Source organism: Agrobacterium sp. 22-3639C2, assembly GCF_053522105.1.
The window spans coordinates 637,480-660,593 of record NZ_JBNWDB010000004.1 but is presented as its reverse complement, the minus strand read 5'-3'; the positions used below and the strand labels follow the sequence as shown (position 1 = coordinate 660,593).

Sequence of the window (23,114 nt, the reverse complement as noted above, 5' to 3'; positions counted from 1 at the left end):
CCGCTCGACTCGGTGCCCTTGGCTCACATGATAAAAATCGGCGAGGCTGCATGCAACCTCGCCGTATCTGGCCGTTGACTTGCGCGTTCTATTTACGCGTAAAATTCGGGAGCCTTCTTGAAGTTCGCCCAGGCGTCAGGGTCATGGCCGGTGACGACTGTTGCATCATGCTTTTCGGCATAGGTGCGGAGCTTCTGAACAGAACGGACCGTGTCAACGGTCGAGGCAAGGAAGCCAGGCAAAGCCTTCTCTTCCCAGTGGTCCAGTGTGTAGGCAGCATCGATCGTCAGGAGAAGCGGTTTGCTGTTTGGCAGGCGCACCAGGAAGGACTGGTGGCCGGGCGCGTGACCGGGCGTGAAGATCGTGGTGAGCGTGCCGTCGCCGTAAACGTCGTAATAATCGTCCTGCGTACCGTTGAGGAACTGCCACTTCAGACCCGGCTTGTCGAAGTCCTTGCGGATATAGCCGCCGCCAGCAAACCAGTCGGGCGTAAAGGCATACTCATATTCAGAGCGCTGCACGATGTGGGTTGCGTTGGGGAAGCGACCGATGGCGCCGGTATGATCGAGATGCAGGTGCGACTGCACAACATATTTGACATCGGCCGGATCGAAACCAAGCGCCTTGATCTGGTCAACGCAGCCCTGGTCCTTGTCCAGCACTGGCCAATAGACATCGCAGATGCCGCCCCAATGGCCACGCGGATCCGTTGCAACTTCAATCGCGTTGCCGCCATCGATCACGGTGTGCCCAGCCGGATGGGTAATCAGGAAAAACGGAACGGGGATCTCATAGTCCGCACCGTTCCCCTGGTTCATCTTGATGTTGTGTACCTTGCATTTCAGCGTACCCGACTGAAGCATGTAAAGTCTGATATCGGTCACTCGTTTTCCTCCCTTGGGACTGAAGATATTGCTGTAAGAAATGGGTCAGAACGCCTCGCGGTAGAGCGCAAGCGCATCCTCTTCGCGGACTTCGACCGGATTATTGACCAACAGACGGCTCTGTTTCATTGCGTCGGACGCAAGCATGGCGAGCGTGTTGTCCGTCACGCCGACATCGCGCAGACGCCGCGGCGCGCCGCTTTCGTCCATCAGCGTTTCCATATGCTGAACGAACGCATCCGAACGGGTTGCCGCATCCCCTTCACCCGGAACACCCAGCACGTCGGCAAGCTCCGCATAAAGCGACGCTGCAGCCTTCGCGTTAAAGCGTAAAACCGGCCCCAGCATCAGGGCATTGGAAAGCCCGTGTGGCACGTGATAATGGCCGCCCAGCGGATAAGCGAGCGCGTGGACGGCGGCCACCGGTGAGTTGGCGAAAGCCTGACCTGCCAATGTCGCACCCAACAGCATGCCTTCACGGGCTTTCCGGTCGGTGCCGTCCTTGCAGGCGGCGATCAGATTTGCACCGAGCAGACGCAGTGCCTCGCGCGCCAGAGCATCTGATAGCGGGTTCTTCTTGTGTTTGCTGGTGTAAGCCTCGATGGCATGCACCATGGCATCGATACCGGTGGCAGCCGTATGGACCTGCGGCAGTCCCACCGTCAGTTCAGCATCCAGAAGAACGAAATCAGCGTAAAGCTGCGGGGAAACGACCCCCATCTTGGTGGTTTCGCCCGTGGTGATGATCGAGATGTTTGTGACTTCCGAACCTGTACCGGCCGTGGTCGGCACCAGCACGAGCGGCAGGCGTGATCCCTTTACGTTTCCGATCCCATACATGTCGGCAAGCGTCTGGTCGGAGACCAGAAGGACAGCCACAAGCTTGGCGATATCGAGCGATGAGCCCCCGCCAAGACCGATGACGATATCGACTCCGATCTGCCTTGCGGACTCGACGCAGTCGGCAACGATGTGCTCTGGCGGATCAGCAACGACCTTGTCAAAGATCGTGACGTTAAAGCCGCTGGCCGCAAGTGCGTCAGCAATCGGCTTGATGAGGCCGGCCTTGATGAGACCTGCATCGGTAATCAGCAGCGCCTTGCGCGCCTGAAACCTGCCGGAAAGAATCTCTCCGAGGCGCTGGGCGCCACCCCAGGCAACCTGCATGGAGGGAACGGTGCGGAATTCGAAAGGGTTGATGGTCATCTGATCCTCCCAGCGTGATCTCAGCCGATGGCCGAGCACAGGTATTTGATTTCAAGATATTCATCGATGCCGTAGTGCGAGCCTTCGCGGCCCAAGCCGGACTGCTTCACGCCACCGAATGGTGCGACTTCGTTGGAGATGAGGCCTGTATTGTGGCCCACCATGCCGTATTCGAGCGCTTCTGCGACACGCCATGTCCGGCGGACATTCTCGGTGTAGAAATAGGCCGCCAGACCAAATTCGGTGTCGTTCGCCATGGCGACCGCTTCGTCTTCCGTCCCGAACCGAAAGAGCGGGGCGACGGGTCCAAAGGTCTCCTCACGGGCAACCTTCATGGCCTGGGTTGCACCAGTCAGAACCGTTGGTTCGTAGAATGTGCCTCCAAGAGCATGGCGCTTTCCACCGGTGACGATCTTTGCTCCCTTGCCAAGGGCGTCAGCAACGTGATCCTCGACCTTTGCCACGGCATCCTGGTCGATCAGTGGACCGATCAGAACACCAGGTTCGGTGCCCTCACCGACGGACAGGCTTTCGACCCTTTTGACCAGTTTTTCCGCGAATGCGTCGTAAACACCATCCTGGACATAGATCCGGTTGGAGCACACGCAGGTCTGTCCGGCATTGCGGTATTTCGAAACGATCGCGCCCTCAACGGCCGCATCCAGATCGGCATCATCAAAGACGATGAAAGGCGCATTGCCACCAAGTTCCAGCGACAGTTTCTTGATCGTCGAGGCCGATTGCGCCATCAGCAGACGACCGACTTCAGTCGATCCGGTAAAGGAGATCTTTCGCACCGTGTCGCTTTCGGTAAATACCTTGCCGATATCGCGTGCGGCGCCCGTAACCACCTGGAAGACACCGGCGGGAACGCCCGCTTCTTCGGCGAGAACACCCAGAGCAAGTGCGGTGAGAGGGGTCTGCTCAGCCGGTTTGACGATCATCGTGCAGCCTGCAGCAAGTGCCGGGGCCGCCTTGCGGGTGATCATCGCGGCCGGGAAGTTCCATGGCGTGATCGCGGCGCAGACGCCGATCGGCTGCTTCAGGATGGTAATGCGCTTATCCGTGGTCGGCGAAGGAATGGTATCGCCATAAACACGTTTGGCTTCCTCCGCGAACCATTCCACGAAAGATGCCGCATAAAGGGCTTCGCCCCTTGCTTCCGCAAACGGCTTTCCCTGCTCGGAAGTCATCAACGCACCAAGATCATCAGCGTTCGCTACCATGAGATCAAACCATCGACGCAATATGGCAGCGCGGTCCTTCGCAGCCCGGCGGCTCCACTCGGAAAATGCCTTGCCTGCTGACTCGACTGCAGCTTCAACCTCATCTGCCGACAATGAAGGAACGTGACCGATGATCATCGAGTTGGCGGGATTTTCCACCGCAATCGTCTTGCCATCCGCAGCTTTCAGCCAGCGACCATTCAACAGGCAGGCATCACGCAACAGCGCCGCATTTTTTAGCTTGATCATCGACCTCTCCCGCACTATAGTTCAGCTAATTGAACTTGAATCATTAGAGTGAACTATGGGCCAAAGGGGCCAAGTGTGTCAAGGAAGGTGCATGGCTGAAGATCAACAATCGTCGCAAATATCAGACACTGTACCGGCACTCAGACGCGCCGTGCGTATTCTGGATCTTGTGGCAGGTTCCCCGCGGGACCTTACAGCCGCCGAGCTGACACGATTTCTGGATTTGCCCAAAAGCAGCGCGCATGGCTTGCTTGCGGTGATGACTGAGCTTGATCTTCTGGCGCGATCTGCCGATGGAACCCTGCGTATTGGACCTCACTCGCTCAGATGGGCGAACGGTTTTCTATCGCACCTCGATATCGTATCGACATTCAACGACCATCTCGCCCAGCGCCACGACCTCGATCCCTACACGGTGACCCTCACCGTCCGCGAGGGTGGCGAAGTCGTTTACATTGGCTGTCGCAACTCGGCCCAGCCGCTTGGACACACGTTTCGGATCGGTATGCGTCTGCCGGCGCCATTTACGGCCACCGGGAAGATCCTCCTGTCCGATCTGGGGCCCGGTGAATTGAGGATGCTGTTCTCTCAGTTTCCACAGCCTCTGACATCAAGGAGCGTTGCTGGCCTTTCGCAGCTTGAAGAGGAACTGGCTTTGACGCGCGCTCGCGGCTACTCCATCGACGATGGTCAGATCCGCGAAGGTATGCTTTGCATTGGGGCTGCCATACGCGATTACTCGGGAGCCGCATCTGCCGGCATTGCGATCAGTCTGATCCGCAGCGAAGCCAGCGACGAAAAAATCGCGTACCTTGGTGAGGAGCTTCGCACCACTGCCAACGCGCTTTCTGAAAAGCTTGGGTACCGATCGCAGAAAGATTAGTCGTAACCTGTAGGGGTATGGTCGATGCCGACGAGCCCAGCTTTGCTGTAGGGGCCAGTGCACCGATACCCTAGGTAGCCCCTGTCCCGAGTACGGCTGCGCCGAGCGCAGTTCCGGTCGAGAACATAAAAGACATCATCGATGTATTGAGCACCAAGGGAAAAGACTTCGGTCCGCAGATGCACGATCCACCGCGTTGCCTTATTCCTGGCTGGGACGAAGCCGAACAATGGGTTGTCATCACAAGACGACTACTTCGGAGCTTGTCCGGGATGTCGCGCCGGCCCGGATAAGGCGGCGTCTGTAAGCTCAGGCCTTGCTCCAGCCGATATTTCGGCAAACGCAGTTGAACTGGCTAATATCCGGTCATCTCCAGATAACCTTGTCCTGAGGTGCTTCCATCAAACTCTATTGGCCCTTCCCAGTAGGGGGTTGACGTCGCCATCCAGGCTTTCTCGTTCAGGGGCTTCGTTTTTATGTCGAGGCCACGGCTGGGTATCTTCACGCTCCATTCGACCGGAATGCTCTTTCCGTTGATATCCGCGGTTCGCAACGGACTGAGCAAAACGTCTTTCGGATCGACGGGAGACGGCCTTCCATCGGCGGAAATCCAGTTAGCGGAGATGTAGCCGCTTTTGTCGTCACGCAGACGGAAGGCCATGAGTTTTTCGCCGGATGCGAGGTGAAGGGAAAACCAGTCCCATCCCGTCTGGCTCGAGGCTAGCGGTTGCGACGACCATTCCCGATCGAGCCACGCCTCGCCCGTTACCTCATGAGTTTCACCATCAAGAAAGACGCTGCCGCTGACACTGTAGAATGGCTGGGAGTAATAATAGCTTGCCTGGCCCTCTGCCGATTTAACCGAGTAGCCGTTGTCCCCCTGACGCACCAAAGGCCCGTGGGCCTGAAGTTTCAGACGATATCGGAAGCTCTCGCCATTGGCGTTCAAATCGATCTGATCGAGGTCGTCCCGTGCATCGTCAGTCCCTGCCTTCATTTGCCAATTGTCAATCCAGGCGTCGAAGGGTTCGCCTTTGACCCCCGCCTGTCCCACGCCTCCCCGCGCCAGCCGTTCGGCAACATGGTGACGGCTGGCAGTCGTCACGGCTGCGTGGCCAATCCAAATTTGAGGGTCGGACCATCCGGGGCGCTCGACAGGTTCAAGCGCAGAACGAAAGAGTGTCCATTGGACGCCCATGCGCTGTCCATCGGCCGTCTGCAGATTTGCAGTAACGTACCACCACTCGATCCTGAAACCGGGATGTGCCTTGTGGTCTTTTGGAAAGACGATTTCAACGCCGCGTGTGGGAATGCTGAAGCCTTCGGCATTTGACCCGAGGCCCGCAAAGCCTTGCCCCATGACCGGCGTGGGCAAGGAAGTGCATGAAGCGCAAAGGAGCAGGAGGACGGCTTTAGCGTTCACTGGCGAATATCCTCAGAAGATCGGCCGGCGCGGTTTTAGCAAGCCGTCGAACAGGGATCAGGACCGAAATGATGGCGGCGAGCAGGGCAACAAGACCCAGCCTCAGCCAGTCTAGCGGAAACAGGATCAGCGGCAGTCGCCATCCAAAAGCCTCCACATTGATGATTGCCAGCAAAACCCAGGCCAGTCCCAGCCCGACAGGAATGGCGGCAATGAATGTCACAAGCCATAGAGCAAGAGTTCGCAGGACCTCCAGCATCGCAAGGTCGCGGCGACGAAGTCCAAGTGCCCAGACAGGAGCAAGCTGCGGCAGTCGAAGTGAAGCGAGCGTAAGCTGGCTCGAAAACATGGCAAAACCCGCCACCGCGAGCGTGAGCACATTAAGCGCGCCGGTGACCGCAAACGTCTGTTCGAAGATTGCAGCAGACTGCCGTTTCAACGAGGCCTGGTCTACAATATTGGCTTCGGGCAGGCCGAACTCCGTCATGAGGCGTTGTCTGAAGCCCGCAACATCCTCTGGCTCCATGCGAAGGCCGTATCTCAGCTTTTCAATGTCCGGGTAGTGCTGGACGAGGGCATCAAGACCAATGATGATCTCGCCCCTCGGATTGCCATAGTCGGAAAACACCCCGACGACCCGGGCTTTCCAGCCACTTGGCATTTCTATCTCTGCGCCGGGCGACGCCTTTCCTGACCTCCAGAACTGTTCGTTGACCAGTGCACCCTTCCCGCTCGCAATCTCGTCCCATGTTGCGGGCGCACCCGAAATCAACGGCCAATGATCCCTGTATGTCGCATCGTCAGCGACGCCGAAGATGCGGACGTCCTGCCCCGAAATTTCCCCTTCCGTACTCCAGATGGGTAGAACCGCCCTTGCGTGGTGGGGAAACCACTGCCGCAAACGCGCAGCTTCAGCCTCGTCACGGGCCGTCACATAGACCTCTGCGGCCAGGCGCTGATCGAGCCATCCCACAAATGTTTGCCTGAAGCTTGAGACCATGGTGCCGACCCCGATATTGGCCGACAAAGCGAGCAGCAATGCCATCAGCGCCAGGGAAAGACCCGGCAGTTGCTGGCGCGTATCGGCGAAAAACCAGCGGGTCAGTCCGTGTCCGGAGATGTGTTCGGCCACTCTCATGCCCAGTGCCAGCAAGGTTGGAAGAATGAGTGCAGCGCCCAGAAGAAGCGCTGCAAGCACTGCGAAACCTGAAATGAGCCCGCCGCCCAGCAGGACAAGCGAGCCAGATACAAAAAGCAGAACCAACCCGGAGGCCGCCTGATGGAGGAGGCTTTTCGTGGACACCATCGCCCACGCCCTGCCCTGTGCCGTGGACAGTATCGGCATCCGCCAGACGCGGAGGAGATGTTGGAGCGAGGAGAGCCCGGTCCCCACCAGCGCCATTGCAAGGCCGGCGATCCACCATTCAGGGCGCAGCGAGAGTGAACCGGCAACACTGGCCCCGTAAAGGCCGCGCAGGGTCGCGGCCACGCCCGGCAACAGAGCCGATGCGACCACGTATCCGACAACAATGCCGAGCGCTCCCGATACCAGTGCAAAGAGCGCGGTTTCGATAACCAGCATCACGGTTAAGGAGCGAAGCGAGACCCCGAGCGACCGCATGGTCCTGAACGATCCACGCCGTTGCTCGAACGACAGGCCCGTTGCGGAATACACGATGAAGAGACCGACAACGAAGGCAAGAAAACCAAAAGCCGTCAGGTTGAGATGAAAACTGTCCGTGAGGCTTGCGACATCGGGCCTGCTTTGTGCCTGTTCGAGTGAAAGTTCAGGGGCTATGTTTCCGATCGTCGGAAGATCGGGGTCTTGCGATGGCGAAACGATAAGCCGGCTCAGTTCACCATTGCGTTTCAACATGCGGTCAGCCGTGGAAATATCGACAAATGCTGCGCCATCGGGGAGATCCGCTCGTGCCTTAATGGTAAGGCCAGAGGTATCTTTCAATGTGGCAGCCGTTGCAGCAGAAACGATCATCTGTCCGGGCGTCTGAATGAATTCCACCAGCCCGGACGGATCAGATGGTGCAGGCACCATTCCGTCCGACGGCATGGTCAGGGGGTCGATGCCGATAAGCCTGATACGCGTCGTACCAAACCTGTAATCGCCTTCAATGATCGGAGAGACGTGCAAACCTGCCCTTCGAAGCCGGGCATATGTTTGCGAGGAAATTCTGCCGCCGTCCTTTGCCACCAGTTGATCCAGCTGGTTTTGCGCCAGGACCGAGGCCGCCCGGTCATAACTTGCTCTGGCTTCGGCATTGATTGCCTGGACCGCGCACCAAAGGCCGGTTGCAAGCGTGACGCCGACAATGAGGGTGAGAAGCTGAAGCGGTCGGTAGCGCCAGTGTGAGAGCAGCGCCCGGAAAGCGGTCCAGTTCATTGCGAAACCTTCCCGCCACTCAGCACGATACGCCGATCGAGTTTTACCGCCAACCGGCTGGAATGGGTCACCAGGAGGAGTGTGATCTGCGCGGACTTTGTCAGTCTCAACATAATATCGATGACGATATCAGCCGTCGCCTCGTCGAGATTACCTGTCGGCTCATCGGCAAGAATGAGGGGCGGTCTTGCCGCAAGCGTACGTCCGATCGCCACCCTTTGCTGCTGACCGCCGGAGAGCTGTTCGGGATAGCGTGCAAGCAGCTCTCCGATCCCCAGCGCCTCGACCAGGCTTTTTTCCCAGACCGGGTCGAAACGGCCCGCCAGCCGGGCGTGAAACGAGATATTGGATCCGACATCGAGGCTCGGAATGAGATTGAACTGCTGGAAGATTAAGCCCACCTCCCGGCGTCGGAAGCTCGCTCGACCGGCCTCGTCGAGATCGGTTATTTTCCGACCCCTCACCGTGATGATGCCACTGTCGGGCAAATCAAGGCCGCCGGCCAGATGCAAAAGCGTACTCTTTCCGCTGCCGGATTCCCCCGTCAGGGCAAGACTTTCGCCGGCTTCAAGTGAAAGGTCGACGCCGTTCAGGACCGGGATAATGCCTTCGGCTGTCTGGTAGGATTTCTTGATGCCGGAAAGTGAAAGGACCATGGCTCTTCGATCTCTGCTTCGTCCTATATGGACCGATATGCTGGCGGATCTCAACCGGTTTAGATACCGATATTCGACGCGCAGCCTAAACGACCGCACCGTTTCTGCCTGTAAAGTCGCCCTCCCATCTGGCGTCTCCCCCCTCCCGTTCCGAGCGTGAGATGGCACCCGACACAAAAAACACTCGCCGTAGCCTTCCGAGGCAAAACTCCTCAAAACTTAGGAGTATCCATGTCAGTCGCGGGCATCCGATTACTTTGGCTCACATGACAGGCGCATACAGGCTTCACCCTGTTGAAGAATTGTCCTATGCTGTGGAAACATGACAGGCGGTGTGCATCCGGACGGCGAGGGTCGCCAAGGCAATGTCCGGCCACAAGCAACTTCTAAACTCGGCCGGACTCTCATTGGAGAGTCGTCATGTCGGAACAATCTTTTGCAACGCCGTCCTTGCCGTTCGTACGTGTAGAAACCTGCGACGGAATACACGCCGCTGTCGCCTTTGAGGTGATGCGTGATCACTATGGGGTTTATGCTGCGACAGCAGCGGCATGGTGCGCCATCGAAGCACGTGGCGACGGTAAGGATGACCATTATCGTTTCTGGTTTGGTCTTTTTTGCGATCTTCGCAAGGCGTCCCCGGTCTTCTCTCTTCAGTTGCCACCAGCCTTCAAAATTCCAGGAATTTCTGAGCGCACCGGAATTCCGTCCGCGGAGAACAGGTGTGACTGCCTCTCGGTCTTGCTCAAATCCCGGCATGTCGGAAACGCAATTATTCGCGAAATACGATCAATAATAAAAAACTAATATTGGATTTGGCGCGGCAGCGTAGCCAATGTCTGCCAGCAAATTGCGAAAAATCAATCCATTACGAGGGCGAACGATGAAACGTGGAATCCTGTTTGTTACATTTGTAGCTGCAACCGGCCTGGTCAGATCTGCAGACGCAGAGCAGTTGATCGTCAACAGCTATGGTGGACCTTACGAAGATATCATCCGGGATCGGATCATCGAGCCCTTCGAAAAAGAATTCGGCGTGAAGGTTATCTACGACGCGGTTGGATCCGCGTCGCAAGACTTTGCGAAAATCAAGGCGACGCGTGGACGACCGGGCTTCGATGTCGTCGTCATGACTGCCTCGCAGTCGCTTGATGGCTGCCGCGATGGTCTTCTGGAGAAGTTTTCGCCGGAAACCGTACCCAACATTGCGAAACTCAACCCTGAAATCAGCAGGATCGCCGGCCCCTGCGGTGCTGTCCACGAAATTCAGTACCTGTCGCTTCTGTGGCGTAGTGACAAGCTCAAATCCACACCAACCTCCTGGTCGGCATTTTTCAGCGAGGAACTGAAGGGCAAGGTTATCCTTCCAACGTTCCAGAACATCATGGCTGCCTATCTCATGGAGATCATGTCGGTTGCGAACGGTGGCGATCTTATCGACAACGTCGATCCCGGCTTCGAGGCGATGGGCAAACTTGCAAAACAATCGATCGGCTTCGAACAGTCTTCCTCAATCATGGAGAATTACATGAAAGAAGGCCAAGTCTGGGCCATGCCATTCTGGAACGGGCGTGCGCAGCTGCTCGTCGACAGCGGTTTACCGGTTGATTACGTAAGGCCCACGGAAGGGACGATCCCGCTCGTTGCGACCTTGAATGTGCCGATTGGCGCCCGCAATAAAGAAATGGCGAACAAATTCGTCAATTTCTTTCTCGAGAAATCCAGCCAGGAGGCGTGGGTCACGGGCTACAATGTCGGCAGCGCCCGCACTGATATCGATGTTCCCGATGATGTTCGCGCCCGTCAGATCACCACCGAGGACGATCTAAAGACCCTTCTTCTCCCTGATCTTTCCACCGTCGCAGCCAAACTGCCGGAATGGGGAGCTCGCTGGGAGCGTGAAGTGATCGCGGCAGCGAAATAAGGGAGGGCACAATGACAACGCTGGAACTCCTGTCGCCACTTGAACCTGCGCGACGCCGGGCCTTTACGCTGCGGCCCTATCTTTCTCTAGTGCCACCTGCAACGGTACTTTTGATCTTCTTTGCTGTGCCAATGGGCATGATGGTCGGGATGAGCTTTCAAGGAGCCGATGATGAGGCATGGACAACAGCCAACTATCAGCGGTTTTTTTCCGACGATCTGATGCTGGCTGGTCTTGGCCGGACGATGCTCATGTCCGGTCTGGTTGCCATTTGCGTGACCGTTATGGCCTATCCGCTCGCATATTACCTGGCACGTTCGACGTCACGCTGGCGCACAGTCGTGTTTGCACTTGCGATTGCGCCCGAACTTGCCGGTGTTGTGCTGCGCACTTACGGCTGGCTGGTAATCCTGGAGGACCACGGCTTTGTGAACTCGATGCTGATATGGGCAGGGTTGATCTCTGACCCACTGCCACTGTCGAGAAGCATGTTCGGCGTCGTCGCTGGTCTGACGCATGTCGTTCTGCCCTTCGGGGTTCTTTCCTTGCTGACAAGCCTGCAAGGCATCAATCCCAATCTCGAAAAGGCCGCGCAAGTCCTGGGGGCCTCGCGTCCGGCCGTACTCCGCCATATCGTTTTGCCGCTTTCCATTCCAGGCATCGTCAGTTCGCTGCTCATCGCTTTCACGATGGCTGCTAGTGCCTATGCGACCCCGGCACTCCTCGGCGGTGCGGGCTTCAAGGTACTCGCAACGATGGTTTACGAGCAGGTCCTTTTCTACATCGACTGGCCGTTCGCTGCGGTGATGGCGAATGTGTTGCTGGCGGCAATGCTTGTCGCAGTCTTCATTGGCTCTCGCATTGAAGCGCGCCTCCATAACAAGCTGCATCTCTAGGAGAATGACGTGAACCGGTTTTTGTCGATTACCTTCAAGACTTCGCTGGCGCTCATCCTTGCATTCATCACGCTCCCGCTCCTGGTCGTGCTGGTGGCATCCGTGAGCCCGACCGCAAAGATCGTTTTTGCACCATCGCTCTGGACAACGAAGTGGTATGGCGCGCTCTTGACCAGCCGCTGGATCGACCCATTTTTGCTCAGCGTCGAGCTCGCGCTGATTGTAACGGTTCTCAGCGGACTGTTTGGGCTTCTGGCAGCCTTCGCGGTCGCCTACGAAAAATGCCCGGGCCATGCCACTATCATGTCATTCCTGTTGTCTCCGCTTTCCGTCCCGCAGATCGTCAAGGGGGTGGCAATCGTGCTGTTCCTTTCCTCGACCGGGTTTTATGGTCTTCTCGGAACGCCCGGCCTGATCATCGCACACGTCATACTCACCTTGCCATTCGTTGTGCGGATGATCGCAGGTGCAATGTTCAATTTCGACAAACGCCTTGATCTTGCGGCGCGTGTTCTGGGTGCAAGCAAGCTGCAAAGGATCCGCTACATCCTGCTGCCCTTGATCAAGCCCGGCCTTTTTTCAGGAATGACCTTCGCGTTCATTCTCTCCTTCAACAACATTCCCCTGTCGGTCTTCCTCGTCCGGCCTGGCGAAACGACACTTCCCATTACCGTTATCAATCACCTTGAATACAGCCTCGATCCGGTTCTGGCGGCAGTCAACGTCACCTCCCTCTTCTTTATCCTCGCGGCCGTCTTTCTCTTCGAGCGGATCGGCGGTTTTTCGACACAGATACATGGTGGAAGCAAATGAGCACAATGGACATAGAACTGATCGCGATCACCAAGAATTACGGTGCCAACCGCGTCGTCGACAATATTGATCTTTCGATCCCGGCAGGCGAATTCGTCAGCATCCTGGGTCCGTCCGGTTGCGGCAAGACAACGACCCTGAACATGATCGCGGGCTTCTCGGATCCTTCCAGCGGAGATATCCGGATCCGGGGGCAAAGCCAGCTGGGTGTCCCCCCGGAAAAGCGCGGGATCGGACTGGTTTTTCAGAACTACGCCTTGTTCCCGCATATGACGGTTGCCGAAAATGTCGCCTTTGGCCTGAAAATGAAAGGTTGCTCAAGAGATAAAACCGAGGCCGAGGTGCAGTCGGCCTTGAAACGTGTGCATCTCGAGGGTTTCGAACAGCGATATCCCAAGGAATTGTCCGGCGGTCAGCAACAACGCACTGCGCTTGCCCGAGCGATCGCGCCGAAACCGTCGCTACTTCTTCTGGATGAGCCCTTGTCCAACCTGGACCTCAAACTGCGAGAGGCGATGCGTATTGAGCTCAAGGAAATCCAGGAGGAGCTCGGAATGACTTTCATTTATGTCACCCACGACCAGGACGAGGCAATGGCGATGTCGGACCGCATCGTGGTCATGCATGGTGGCCTTGTGGCGCAAGAAGGTAAGCCGGACGATATTTATGACCGTCCACAGTCGCGTTTTGTCGCTGATTTCATCGGGAAATCAAATCTGCTTCCGATCGTATCGCTGAGACGGGATGAAGCAGCGACGATTGCTGTTGTCGAGGGCGGTCTTGAACTGATCGTCGTGTCGCCGGAAAATCCCGATGTCGTCCGGTACTGTTGCCTGCGACCGGAAGCCGTCCGTCTCACGCCCCGGGGAACCGAATTACCCTCCCCTGCCAATACGTTCAATGGAACCGTAACCAGGATCGTCAACCTCGGGGCGTATCGTGATTGCTTCGTCACCCTGACGAACGGGACCGTTCTCAAGTCACTCGTGCGATCGACGCGGCTGCCCGATTTGAGGGTCGGTCATCCTGTCCGTCTCTCAATTGATCCCGAGGCTGTACAGCTACTTGAAGATTAAATTGATCGTGTATTCCTATCAATGCACTGAAATTGATATTGGAGATACGAAGGTCAGTAACGCTACTCTTCCCTTGCAGAGATGGAAATTTCCAAGGAAGGAACAGGAAATGCTCAACACTCAAAGAATATCGGCCGTACAGGACGGAAGCAACGTTTGTGCCGACATCGTCGGGTTCGACTTCAACAACTATGACGAAAGGGACATTGAAGAAGTTCGCAAATACTGGCTGCACTACGGCGTTCTTCGTTTCAAGGCCGCTAACATCACTGACGAGCAGCAAGTCGCTTTCTCCCGTCACTTCGGCGAGTTCGTCATTCACCCCAAGCAGTTGCAGGAGGGTGGACATCCGACACACAAGGAAATCCTTGTTATCGCCAATACCATGAAAGACGGCAAGCCTTCCGGTGCCATGGGCAACAGCGAGGCGACCTGGCACACGGATACCTGGTTTTACGAGCGCCCGCCAGCAGGTGCAATCTTGCGTGCGGTGGAGGTGCCGGCGGAAGGTGGGGACACCTACTTTCTCTCCACCTATCGCGCCTACGATGCATTGCCGGAAGAGTTTCGCAAGGCAATCGATGGCAGGCAGATATTCTTCCAGAACGTCTACGACAAAACCGGGAAATTGCGGCTTGGCAAGGTGAAGCCTGCCAGCAAGGATTTCCGGGAATGGAACGGTATTGTCCATCCGCTGGTGCGCACTCACGCGGAAACCGGTCGCAAGGCGCTTTATCTTGGTGGAACGGCTGAAGGTGCATGGATCGTCGGGATGCCACTTGATGAAAGCGATGACCTGCTGAAGCGCCTGTGGCAGCACACGACCGAAACAAGCGAGGTTTTTGTCCAGAAGTGGACGAGAGGCGACATCATGATGTGGGACAATCGTTGCACCATGCATCGGCGGGATTCTTTTGATCCCAACACGATCCGGATCATGCACCGGACCACGACCTCCGGCGAACGTCCGGTCTGATCGTCTCAAGCTTAAGAAAAGCGACCTTAATCATGCAAGAGTACCGGATAGAAAAGGGAGGGGCTCCCCTTCCAACGGACCTTTGTGTCCTGCTGCAGGATGTTGAAACTGCAACGATCGGACATACCGAGCATTTTGGCTTTCTCAACACAGGCATCCGTCCGGTCCTTCCTGCGAAGGTCATCGGGCAGGCATTGACCGTCGCGGCACCAGGCCGCGACGGAGTGATCATCTATAAGGCGATCGACCTCATCCGGCCCGGCGATATTCTCGTTATCGCGCGGGTTGATGGGGACGATATCGCCTGTGTCGGCGGCGGCGTCGCGACAGCAGCAAAAGCGCGTGGCGCTGCTGCAATTATCGTGGACGGACCCTGCACTGATGTCGAGGAAATCGTCGCGTCAGGCCTGCCGGTCTGGTGTTGCGGAGTTTCGGCAAAAACGACGAACCGGGCATTCCGGACTGGTGGCTCCATCAATGTTCCCGTCGCCTGCGCCGGCACCGCGGTGCTTCCCGGTTTCGCGGTCCTCGCAGACACTTCCGGGATCTTCGTCGCAGACCGTTCACGGATGCGCAGCCTGGCTGAGGCGGCGCTGAAGCGTCAAGAACGGTCCGCTCGGCTGCGTGCCCATCTTGCGGCAGGCCATTCAATCTTCGCGTACGATGAGGGGCAATCCCAATGAAAATATCGCTCATTCAAATGAACTCTCAGCCGGACCGCAGGGCAAATTTGCGTCAGGCGCAGGCTTTGATGCTCAAGGCCGTCAAGGAGGAGGTGCCGGATCTGATAGTCCTGCCGGAACATTTCGATTGGTCAGGCGGTACCGCCGCGGAAAAGCTGGCGGCGGCAGACTACATGCCCGGTGGTGCAGCTTACCGGATGGCGCAGGAATTTGCTTGCCGGCACGGATTATGGCTCCATGCCGGCAGCATGCTCGAGCGTGTTCCCGGGGAAGAGCGAATATACAACACCACCGTTGTGTTCGATCCCGAAGGCAGGGAAGTCGGCCGCTATCGCAAGATTCATCTTTTCGACATTGTGGCTCCCGACGGCAAGGCCTATCGCGAGTCCGTCACGGTCGCACCAGGGCACGACCTTTTTGTCTACGAGGCTGGCGGCTTCCGGATCGGAGCCGCCATCTGCTACGACCTCCGGTTTTCCCGCCTGTTCGATCAACTTGCCGAGAACAAGGTCGATCTGGTCATTCTGCCGGCTGCCTTCACGATGCAGACCGGAAAGGATCATTGGGACGTCCTTTGCAGGGCACGCGCCATCGAGTTCCAGGTCTATTTTGCCGCGTGCGGCCAATGGGGCAGTTACCTTGCCGCCGGCGGCGAGACCCGGCAGTGTTTCGGCAACTCTCTGGTTTGCGATCCGTGGGGACAAGTCATCGCCCGCGCCTCGGATGGAACCGGCATTGCAACGGCACGGCTGGACAGCCAACGAATAAATGATGTGCGCCGGCTTATTCCCATGGAGCGCCATCGTCAGCAGTTTCCAAGCGCAGCATCTCGGGCAGGTCTTGCTGAAACGCCGTCACCAACAGCTCAACATCTAGTAGTCGAAAATGCTGCCTGCGACGGGCTATGTTCGACTTGCCGCAGCAAGACAGACCTGCCTGCCTCGTGTGAATAGTCGAGAGAGCGCCATGACGACCCCCGCAACGCAGACCCTTGCCGAATGCCTCGTGAATGCGTGTTTTGAGAACCTTCCGCCGGACGTGGTAGAGAAAGCAAAGCTCTGCCTGATGGACTCGGTCGGATGCTTTTTCGGCGGTCACCAAACCCCGGTCGCGCCGGGTCTGGAACGGCTTTCGGCTGACATCGCCGGAGGTTCCGCTTACCCTCCCCGTCCAGATCCCGCCTGGCACGCATTTCAGTACGCGACTCTGGCCAACGCCCTTGACCTCGATGACATCTACTGGAAGGGGCATCCTGGGGCGACAGTGGTTGCTGCCGCTCTCGCGGTTGCCAACCGGTCGCGCTCCACAGGGCGCGACCTGATTGCTGCAATCTTCGCCGGTTACGAAGTGGGATGCCGCATCGGCATGTCGCTCCGCCACAACAGACCGCGCAAGACCGTCCATGGCCATGGCACCTGGCAAATATTCGGCGCAGCCGCCGCGTCGGCGAAACTGCTGAAACTCGATCATAAGCAAGCGGCCCATGCCCTGGCAATCGCGGCTGCAAATGCACCTGTGGCGTCAGTCATGAAAACCGTTTACGGGGCCACACCGACAATGGCGAAAAACAATTTTGCGACCGCAGCAATGGGCGGCGTCAACGCAGCCTTTCTTGCTCGTGCCGGATTTGAAGGGCCTCTTGACGTTTTCGAAGGAGACACCGGTTTCTGGCGGATGGCGGGAGCCGATGGCGTCGACCTGTCGCAGCTGAAAATCGGGCCCGGTATTCGCTACGAAATACAAGACGTCGGCTTCAAGGCGTTTAGCTGCTGCAGGATCATTCAAAGCAGCGTCGAAGCTGCCGTTGAGGCATTCGCCGTCGCGGCTGTTCACGGCAACGGTCATGACGTCAGGGAAGTCGAGGTCTTCGCCTCCGAGATCGTCTGCCGTCCCCCGTTCAATGATCCCAAACCCCGCGACATCTGGGCGGCCCAGTTCAGCGCACCTTTTTCAATCGCCATGGGCGTGCTCGGACACGCTGCCGGTCCGGAATGGTTCGAGCCTTCCCGGTTCCTGGATCAAACAGTGCGCGAGCTGACGTCAAAAATCCGGCTCTTTCCTCTGAGACCCACGGATCGATTGAGCCATCATCACGGGGCAAAGGTCCGTCTTCACCTGCTCGACGGCCGCGTGGTGGAGGCCAATGTCGAGGTTGCGAAGGGCGATGCTGCCAATCCACTTTCGCCTTCGTTTCTGGAGAAGAAGTTTTTGCGCCTGTCGGCGGGGCGTTTGGATGGGAACGCAAAACTGGAATTACTGCAGTTCCTCAAGCAGCTCGAGTTAAAAGACGACCTGCGGTTTCTGCTGGACACGATCCGCACACCAAGAGGCGTGCCTCAGTCCGTGGACAGTCCTATGTAACCGGAATGAATATTGTCGCATAAATGATAGCTAATCTTGGCTTTATTTCCCGCTGATTCCTGCTGAAATCCTCTCGTTCGAATGTTCGAGGAGAACTCGCATGAGTGGAGGAATTATCAGTCCAAGCCTGTCAGACATACCGTGTTACTGCGCGACAGATATCGCCGTGAACGAGGCTCTCCTCGATGGCAAGATCGTCCATGAGGTTGCCGGCAAAGCATGGGACGACATTGCGCGCGGTTCCGCGTACGGCACGAAATCCGTGCTCTCCATCACCCCCGGAGAGATTGACAGGCATCCCTTGATCAAGGATTCAGTATCGCTGGAGGAGCGCCTTGGCTGGAAGTTGTCCTGCCTTTCAAGCGTCAACAGCCGCTATGGGGCGGTGAAAATCGTTGGCGCAAACGCCCTCAATCGCCAGCTCGGTCTTCCACGGTCACGGTCCACGATTGTCCTCCTGGACAAATTTACCCTCCTTCCTCTTTGCCTGCTCGATGGAACCGGCATCTCCGCCGCCAGGACGGCGAGTTATGCGACGTTTGTTCTTGAACGACTGCTCGCGCGCCGTCGAGATATGTCTGTCTTCCTGTTCGGCGCCGGACCGATTGCTGAAAAAATCGTTCTGGCGCTCGATCGATGCCACGGGGAAAAGATTCGCGAAGTCTTTATCCGTAGCCGCACAGTTGACTCAGCCATACGGCTCGCGAGATCGCTGGAAAAGACGGTAACCTTCGACATCATTCCTGTTCGGGACAACGCCGATCTCGTTCGATGCGATTTTGTGATTACTGCATCAAACGCCAAAGCTCCCGTCTTCGAGGCCAGTGAGATAGGCGACGCTCCCGTGCTTCATCTGGGTGGAGATGAAACACCCGCGGGACATTTGGAACGGGCGCTGCGGTGCGGTAGCGTTCTGTGTGACGATGTGGAGATGGTGTCGCGTCGTGGTTCGCAAAGCCTCGCGCTTCACTTCTCGCGGAAAGGAACGACGCTGGAGCAATTGGGACCACTTCTCGGCATCCGGTCAATTACGGCGGTTCTGGATCCGTCGGAGATCGCACAGGAAAAACCTGTCCACATCACCTGTGTCGGTTTGCCCATGCTGGACCTTTATGTGGCCGCACATGTCTATGAGACTTTGTCAGGCGTCACTGATGATAACGCCGGCGGAGCGACGGTTGCAAAAGCGGCCCACTGAGAGATGCTCCCATGTATATGACGAAGCTCCTCGCCGAATGCATTGCTGACCGTGTTTTCCATACCGCGCCGGTAGAGGTGAGAAACAAGGCACTGTGCTGCCTGCTCGACGCCGCGACCTGCGCTCTCGCCGGCAAATACACCACCGGATCGACGAGCGTCAGACTTGTTGCCAGCCGAATTTTCGGTCCCGGAAACGCGGCCCTCTGGTTTTCGGAGCATCGCTTATCGACCATCGGCGCCGCCTTCGCCAACTCGGCTTCTGTTTGCGCCCTTGATTTTGATGATGGTCATCGTGCCGCGCGCGGACATCCAGGTGCTGCGGTGATCCCTGCTGTTCTGGCCACCTCCGCTGACGGGGCAATCGACGCGGACGAATTCGTCGCTGCGATCGTTGCCGGCTACGAGATCGCCATCCGGATCGCCGCCGCACAAAATCCTGAGAACATAAAAAGTCGTCAAAGCGGTCTCTGGGCCGGCTACGGTGCGGTCGCTGCAGCCGGCAGTATCAATCGCACACGCGCTGATCATCTCGCCCAAGCCTTGGCGATCAACGGTGTATGGGCTCCCAATCAAGCGGCAAATGGAAGTTCCGGCTATTCGAAGCTCTCCGGAAATCATGCGAAAGAAGGAATCCCGTGGAGCGTCCTCACTGGCCTCACCGCACTCGACTTGGCCGACACTGGGTTTACGGGTCCAGAAGATATTCTCGATCACGCTTCCCATTTTGACAGGGATCGCATCGAGACCGGGCTTGGTCTGACCTGGGAAATCCTGGGGACCTATTTCAAGCCGTATTCCTGTTGTCGCTATATTCATCCCGCCATCGATGCAACGCTGGACCTCATGCAAAGCCGGAGACTCGAGCCGAAAGACGTACTGTCAATCGAGGTCCACACATTCCAGTGGGCTCAGCGGCTGCAAAACAAAGTCATACCGAAAACTCTCGTGGAGGCTCAATACAGTTTGCCTTTTTGTCTGGCAGCGGCCGTCCGGCGTGGCGCCTCTGCGCTCGCGCCCATCGATGAGCGACTTCTCGATGACCGGGAAATCTGTTCCCTTGCCGGCGCCGTTACCTTGGCCGTCGATGAACAGATCGACGAAAAATTTCCGGCAGAAACGTTAGCGCGAGTGACATTAACCACTCCTTCGTGCGAAATAACCTCCACCACCGTTATGCCGCGTGGCGATGCGGGCCGACCGATGCTTTGGGACGACCTTAGGGAGAAGTTCCATGAGGTGTGCAAGGGCAAAATGAGTGCAGCGCGTGAGGACGTTTTCGACACGGCGATTGACCAGCTCAAGTATGGTGATCCTCTGCCGTTCCTGCGAGAGATTTCGGCCGACCTGTGACTATTGATCGCTTCGCTTGGCTGTAGAAGCGCCCGAACCATTGCCTTTGATCGTTCCATTCCAGACCACCACCTTGCCATGGATGATGACGTGACGGACGCGGCCCAGGTTGACGCGATCGACGATCGCGAGATCGGCGCGCCTGCCCTTCTCGATCAAACCGCGATCGCTTGCCAGTTGTGGAAAGGCGCGTGCGACGTTCCCGGTCGCCAATGCGACAGCTGCAGCCGGTGACATCTGCTTCTTGTTAACAATGCGCTGGATTGCCACGAGGATGCTGTCCCAATGGCCGCCGGCATAGTCAGTCGAGATCGTATCGACGCATCCGGCCTCGATCAGGGCGTCGAAATTCGCCGGATTATTGCGCCAACGAGTCTGGATGCTGTCAAGCGTTGAGACATCGATGGTGACGCCACGCCGTCGCAGTTCGTGGGCGAATGATACGGATTCATCCGGCAGAAACATCGGATGGTTCGTATGACCCGCGACGATGTTTGCGCGGGGGTATTTCTCAGCGACTTCGATCAGACGTTGGACCGACGGCGCAGAATTGTGAAAAATCGCGGGGAAGCCCACACGCGCGGCTTCTCGCGCCACTTCCTCAAAGCCTCTCAGCGCGAGGTCGACCGGTGGCATTACGGACGCGAGAATGACCTGACGGACGGTTCGCGCGCTGCAGACATCGGACAGACCGCATTCGTTGAGTATCTCCTGCAATTCGCGATCGGAAACTCCATCCTCGACTTTCAGGTATCGGCCGACCACGGCATTTCGCAACCGGCGTGAAACTAGGGGTGATACCTCCCGTCCCGTCGCCAGTTTCATCGCCTCGGGAATGAACCTATATTCCTGTGCACCGCCTCCCAGTGTCTGGCCCCCGCCAACCTCACCAAGGGCTTTTGCTCCTTGAGACAAAGCATCATCGATGGATGCATGTCGATGTCGTTCGGAAAGGCCGGCACCATCGATTGCCAAGGCGGCTTCGATATTGGAAGGGGTATGCGCTGTGGAGATATGGACATCAAGCGGATGTGGATCGACCTCAAACGCCTCATCAGGCAACGCCAACCCGCATACATTCAACAATGTTGACGTCCCCTCGAGAAGGTGCCTGTTCCTGTTCCAGACGATCACGTCCCTATCGACAGGAGACGACCCGCTCGGCATAGATGGCCCGCACACGCAGCCATGGGCATGCGCATTGATAACGCCCGGGATAATCGTGTGGCCGTGAGCGTCGATGACTTCGATCTCATCAGGATTGAAGGATATATCGCCTGGCTGGACGAAAACAATTCGGCCTTCTCCGATACCGATGGATGCATTTTCATGAAATGTCGCGCCATCTCCCGTTATCACGGAAGCACCGCGTATGATCCTGTCGAGCCGACTATGAGACATTGCGATCGTCCCCCAAACCGTCTGGAGCCTGACGCGCAGGGGATTCCAGAATGTAGCCGACACCCCGGACGGTGCGGATAAGATCGGGTTGCCCGTTCCCGTTCAGTCTCTTTCGCAATCGGCCTATGTGGACGTTCAGTGTGCGCTCTTCGACATGATGCAGACCTGGCCACACCGCACTCATGAGCTCCGCCCGCCGACAAATCTCGGTCGGTCGCTCCATTAGGTACGACAACACAACAAATTCCAGTGGTCCCAAATGAATGTTTAGACCGTTTCTTGAAACCCGATGATGCTCGAAATCAATCTCGATGCCGCCATAGGACAACTGGCCTGATCGCGCTCGAGGCAGTGCCCGGCTGAGCGTACGCTTGCGCAGATATTCAAGCAGCTTGACCGGTGCAAACGGCCGGACGAAACATTCTTCGGCGCCGGCGCGCTGCATATCGACATATTGCCCCTCGGCGCCCGCACCAATGATTGCGAGCACGGGGACGCCCGCCGTGCGATGATTTCCCTTTATCCTGTCGCAGACCTCAACCGCGGGAAAGGGATCAGGTCTGCAGTCAAGCAGTATAGCCATGACTTGGTGATCGTCGGCCAGGTGCGACATCTCTTCCACGCCTCTGGCCATCCGAACCTGATAACCCTCCACTTCCAAAATATGTGAAAGGAGGAGGAAGAAGTCAGCATCAACCGAACCGATCAGGATCAATTTTTTCATCAAATGTCCTTTGCGTCGGCAGCACCCTACAAAAGCAGGGCTGTTATCTCCTGCATCGAACCAACATACCTACAATCGACACACCACTTTCTCTCATTTTCGATGTGAAATCGACTACTAGAAGTAGTAGTCGCCAAAAGTGGTGCGTTGTGGCACATTTGAAATTTATCTTTGTTATCAGGGGAGACGGTGGCCGCCGACACAGTTTGGCTACTCGCAGGACGATCATTGCAGGGACGGACATTTGACCACATCGAAGAGCGGAAAGACCAGGGATGGCTTCGTATCGAACGCTTGGCAGCTAGATCGGAAGCGTAGCGTCGCAATCGTTGAATTATCATCGCATCATCCAAACAGCGATAAACGCCTGTGCGAAACGGCTATTTTGCGTTGCCGAAGTAGATGCCTCCACCAACGGGCAACAGGCATCCGGGCTACCACGCCATCGCTGCGGTCTGGTTGGAAGCTACATAGCCCGCAACGGAAAGATGCTGCTGCCAGACCAAGACGGTCGCTCGGCGTGACTCCTGACGGGCGAGCTATCAGCGACCGAGCGGGACGCTGACCAAAGCTAGAAAAATGTTGATAAGGCGTCGGTTTCGAAGCGATCGTTCCCCCAATGTCGAGCCGATAGCCGAACAATAAGTCTGGACGCGGTACAGCCTGCCACGGCTTCAACCGAAAGACGAGCGGCAAAATCATGAAGATGTCGGTCGTCTAAAACGCTGGCGCGTTGTCGTTGAGCGCCCATGGGGAACGAGGTGCTTGTCGTCTGCGCCGTGAGA

20 protein-coding genes are annotated in these 23,114 nt (G+C 57.1%); 12 read left to right on the top strand and 8 right to left on the bottom strand.

What is annotated here, in order from left to right:
• Nucleotides 1–92 precede the first annotated feature (92 nt).
• Genes attM through ACQZ6D_RS20420 form a run of 3 tightly spaced genes read right to left on the bottom strand, consistent with a single transcriptional unit; the run spans nt 93 to nt 3,565 of the window.
• Nucleotides 93–884, bottom strand: coding sequence for an AttM family quorum-quenching N-acyl homoserine lactonase (gene attM / locus ACQZ6D_RS20430; protein ID WP_003517310.1), 792 nt, complete (start codon nt 882–884; stop codon nt 93–95).
• Nucleotides 885–929: 45 nt separating this feature from the next.
• Nucleotides 930–2,090, bottom strand: a complete 1,161-nt coding sequence (locus ACQZ6D_RS20425) for an iron-containing alcohol dehydrogenase (RefSeq protein ID WP_076846152.1) — start codon at nt 2,088–2,090, stop codon at nt 930–932.
• Between the two features lie 20 nt (nt 2,091–2,110).
• A complete protein-coding gene (locus tag ACQZ6D_RS20420) occupies nt 2,111–3,565 on the bottom strand; it encodes an NAD-dependent succinate-semialdehyde dehydrogenase (protein WP_111800638.1) in 1,455 nt (484 codons plus the stop codon).
• A 55-nt stretch (nt 3,566–3,620) separates the two neighbouring features.
• Between ACQZ6D_RS20420 and blcR the strand changes: the two genes are divergently transcribed.
• Entirely contained in the window at nt 3,621–4,448 is an 828-nt protein-coding gene (blcR, locus tag ACQZ6D_RS20415) for an IclR family transcriptional regulator BlcR (protein ID WP_111800637.1), read from the top strand.
• Between the two features lie 355 nt (nt 4,449–4,803).
• Here the strand turns inward: blcR and ACQZ6D_RS20410 are convergent, their stop codons facing one another.
• The 3 genes from ACQZ6D_RS20410 to ACQZ6D_RS20400 are packed head-to-tail and all read right to left on the bottom strand — an operon-like array spanning nt 4,804 to nt 8,925.
• Nucleotides 4,804–5,871 carry a lipocalin-like domain-containing protein gene (locus tag ACQZ6D_RS20410; protein WP_111800636.1) on the bottom strand — a complete coding sequence of 356 codons (1,068 nt, stop codon included), beginning with the start codon at nt 5,869–5,871 and terminating at the stop codon, nt 4,804–4,806.
• The gene (locus ACQZ6D_RS20405; RefSeq protein ID WP_162633849.1) at nt 5,861–8,269 is read right to left on the bottom strand and encodes an ABC transporter permease; all 2,409 of its coding nucleotides are present in this window, start codon (nt 8,267–8,269) and stop codon (nt 5,861–5,863) included. Before ACQZ6D_RS20405 ends, ACQZ6D_RS20410 begins: the two co-directional genes overlap by 11 nt.
• Complete coding sequence (locus ACQZ6D_RS20400) at nt 8,266–8,925, bottom strand: ABC transporter ATP-binding protein (RefSeq protein WP_111801743.1); 660 nt, start codon at nt 8,923–8,925, stop codon at nt 8,266–8,268. The genes ACQZ6D_RS20405 and ACQZ6D_RS20400 overlap by 4 nt, the downstream gene beginning before the upstream one ends.
• A 420-nt stretch (nt 8,926–9,345) precedes the next feature.
• On the opposite strand from ACQZ6D_RS20400, the gene ACQZ6D_RS20395 reads away from it, so the two are divergent.
• From ACQZ6D_RS20395 to ACQZ6D_RS20345, 11 genes are all read left to right on the top strand, one after another.
• The gene (locus ACQZ6D_RS20395) at nt 9,346–9,732 is read left to right on the top strand and encodes a hypothetical protein (RefSeq protein WP_111835364.1); all 387 of its coding nucleotides are present in this window, start codon (nt 9,346–9,348) and stop codon (nt 9,730–9,732) included.
• A 76-nt stretch (nt 9,733–9,808) separates the two neighbouring features.
• On the top strand, nt 9,809–10,849 hold the full coding sequence (locus ACQZ6D_RS20390; protein WP_112182996.1) for an ABC transporter substrate-binding protein: 1,041 nt from the start codon (nt 9,809–9,811) through the stop codon (nt 10,847–10,849).
• Nucleotides 10,850–10,860: 11 nt separating this feature from the next.
• Entirely contained in the window at nt 10,861–11,745 is an 885-nt protein-coding gene (locus ACQZ6D_RS20385) for an ABC transporter permease (RefSeq protein ID WP_003517329.1), read from the top strand.
• A 9-nt stretch (nt 11,746–11,754) separates the two neighbouring features.
• A complete protein-coding gene (locus tag ACQZ6D_RS20380) occupies nt 11,755–12,558 on the top strand; it encodes an ABC transporter permease (RefSeq protein WP_112182995.1) in 804 nt (267 codons plus the stop codon).
• Nucleotides 12,555–13,634: an ABC transporter ATP-binding protein gene (locus ACQZ6D_RS20375; RefSeq protein ID WP_205650011.1), complete on the top strand. Its 1,080-nt coding sequence runs from the start codon at nt 12,555–12,557 to the stop codon at nt 13,632–13,634. The genes ACQZ6D_RS20380 and ACQZ6D_RS20375 overlap by 4 nt, the downstream gene beginning before the upstream one ends.
• A 109-nt stretch (nt 13,635–13,743) precedes the next feature.
• Nucleotides 13,744–14,610 (top strand): TauD/TfdA dioxygenase family protein, encoded by an 867-nt coding sequence (locus tag ACQZ6D_RS20370; protein WP_003517335.1) that lies wholly within the window; start codon nt 13,744–13,746, stop codon nt 14,608–14,610.
• A gap of 32 nt (nt 14,611–14,642) precedes the next feature.
• Nucleotides 14,643–15,293: an RraA family protein gene (locus ACQZ6D_RS20365; protein ID WP_112182993.1), complete on the top strand. Its 651-nt coding sequence runs from the start codon at nt 14,643–14,645 to the stop codon at nt 15,291–15,293.
• Entirely contained in the window at nt 15,290–16,246 is a 957-nt protein-coding gene (locus tag ACQZ6D_RS20360) for a carbon-nitrogen hydrolase family protein (protein WP_448730159.1), read from the top strand. Before ACQZ6D_RS20365 ends, ACQZ6D_RS20360 begins: the two co-directional genes overlap by 4 nt.
• A complete protein-coding gene (locus ACQZ6D_RS20355; protein ID WP_448731721.1) occupies nt 16,179–17,654 on the top strand; it encodes an MmgE/PrpD family protein in 1,476 nt (491 codons plus the stop codon). Before ACQZ6D_RS20360 ends, ACQZ6D_RS20355 begins: the two co-directional genes overlap by 68 nt.
• 100 nt (nt 17,655–17,754) lie before the next feature.
• On the top strand, nt 17,755–18,852 hold the full coding sequence (locus ACQZ6D_RS20350) for a Rossmann-fold NAD(P)-binding domain-containing protein (RefSeq protein WP_112182991.1): 1,098 nt from the start codon (nt 17,755–17,757) through the stop codon (nt 18,850–18,852).
• An 11-nt stretch (nt 18,853–18,863) separates the two neighbouring features.
• Nucleotides 18,864–20,204, top strand: a complete 1,341-nt coding sequence (locus ACQZ6D_RS20345; RefSeq protein WP_112182990.1) for an MmgE/PrpD family protein — start codon at nt 18,864–18,866, stop codon at nt 20,202–20,204.
• Here ACQZ6D_RS20345 and ACQZ6D_RS20340 read toward each other — a convergent pair whose 3' ends face one another.
• Both ACQZ6D_RS20340 and ACQZ6D_RS20335 read right to left on the bottom strand, forming a co-directional pair.
• The gene (locus ACQZ6D_RS20340; protein WP_333717762.1) at nt 20,205–21,605 is read right to left on the bottom strand and encodes an amidohydrolase family protein; all 1,401 of its coding nucleotides are present in this window, start codon (nt 21,603–21,605) and stop codon (nt 20,205–20,207) included. It abuts the gene before it with no gap.
• Nucleotides 21,595–22,329, bottom strand: coding sequence for a response regulator transcription factor (locus ACQZ6D_RS20335; protein WP_035200958.1), 735 nt, complete (start codon nt 22,327–22,329; stop codon nt 21,595–21,597). The genes ACQZ6D_RS20340 and ACQZ6D_RS20335 overlap by 11 nt, the downstream gene beginning before the upstream one ends.
• Nucleotides 22,330–23,114: the final 785 nt, after the last annotated feature.

Excerpts from the sequence above, each read along its gene's own strand:
- ACQZ6D_RS20365 (WP_112182993.1), top strand. The coding sequence starts at position 14,643 with ATGCAAGAGTACCGGATAGAAAAGGGAGGGGCTCCCCTTCCAACGGAC.
- ACQZ6D_RS20335 (WP_035200958.1), bottom strand. The coding sequence starts at position 22,329 with ATGAAAAAATTGATCCTGATCGGTTCGGTTGATGCTGACTTCTTCCTC.
- ACQZ6D_RS20395 (WP_111835364.1), top strand. The coding sequence starts at position 9,346 with ATGTCGGAACAATCTTTTGCAACGCCGTCCTTGCCGTTCGTACGTGTA.
- ACQZ6D_RS20345 (WP_112182990.1), top strand. The coding sequence starts at position 18,864 with ATGTATATGACGAAGCTCCTCGCCGAATGCATTGCTGACCGTGTTTTC.
- ACQZ6D_RS20420 (WP_111800638.1), bottom strand. The coding sequence starts at position 3,565 with ATGATCAAGCTAAAAAATGCGGCGCTGTTGCGTGATGCCTGCCTGTTG.
- ACQZ6D_RS20370 (WP_003517335.1), top strand. The coding sequence starts at position 13,744 with ATGCTCAACACTCAAAGAATATCGGCCGTACAGGACGGAAGCAACGTT.
- ACQZ6D_RS20355 (WP_448731721.1), top strand. The coding sequence starts at position 16,179 with ATGCTGCCTGCGACGGGCTATGTTCGACTTGCCGCAGCAAGACAGACC.
- blcR (WP_111800637.1), top strand. The coding sequence starts at position 3,621 with ATGGGCCAAAGGGGCCAAGTGTGTCAAGGAAGGTGCATGGCTGAAGAT.
- ACQZ6D_RS20350 (WP_112182991.1), top strand. The coding sequence starts at position 17,755 with ATGAGTGGAGGAATTATCAGTCCAAGCCTGTCAGACATACCGTGTTAC.
- ACQZ6D_RS20340 (WP_333717762.1), bottom strand. The coding sequence starts at position 21,605 with ATGTCTCATAGTCGGCTCGACAGGATCATACGCGGTGCTTCCGTGATA.
- ACQZ6D_RS20405 (WP_162633849.1), bottom strand. The coding sequence starts at position 8,269 with ATGAACTGGACCGCTTTCCGGGCGCTGCTCTCACACTGGCGCTACCGA.
- ACQZ6D_RS20385 (WP_003517329.1), top strand. The coding sequence starts at position 10,861 with ATGACAACGCTGGAACTCCTGTCGCCACTTGAACCTGCGCGACGCCGG.
- ACQZ6D_RS20400 (WP_111801743.1), bottom strand. The coding sequence starts at position 8,925 with ATGGTCCTTTCACTTTCCGGCATCAAGAAATCCTACCAGACAGCCGAA.
- ACQZ6D_RS20390 (WP_112182996.1), top strand. The coding sequence starts at position 9,809 with ATGAAACGTGGAATCCTGTTTGTTACATTTGTAGCTGCAACCGGCCTG.
- ACQZ6D_RS20375 (WP_205650011.1), top strand. The coding sequence starts at position 12,555 with ATGAGCACAATGGACATAGAACTGATCGCGATCACCAAGAATTACGGT.
- ACQZ6D_RS20360 (WP_448730159.1), top strand. The coding sequence starts at position 15,290 with ATGAAAATATCGCTCATTCAAATGAACTCTCAGCCGGACCGCAGGGCA.
- ACQZ6D_RS20425 (WP_076846152.1), bottom strand. The coding sequence starts at position 2,090 with ATGACCATCAACCCTTTCGAATTCCGCACCGTTCCCTCCATGCAGGTT.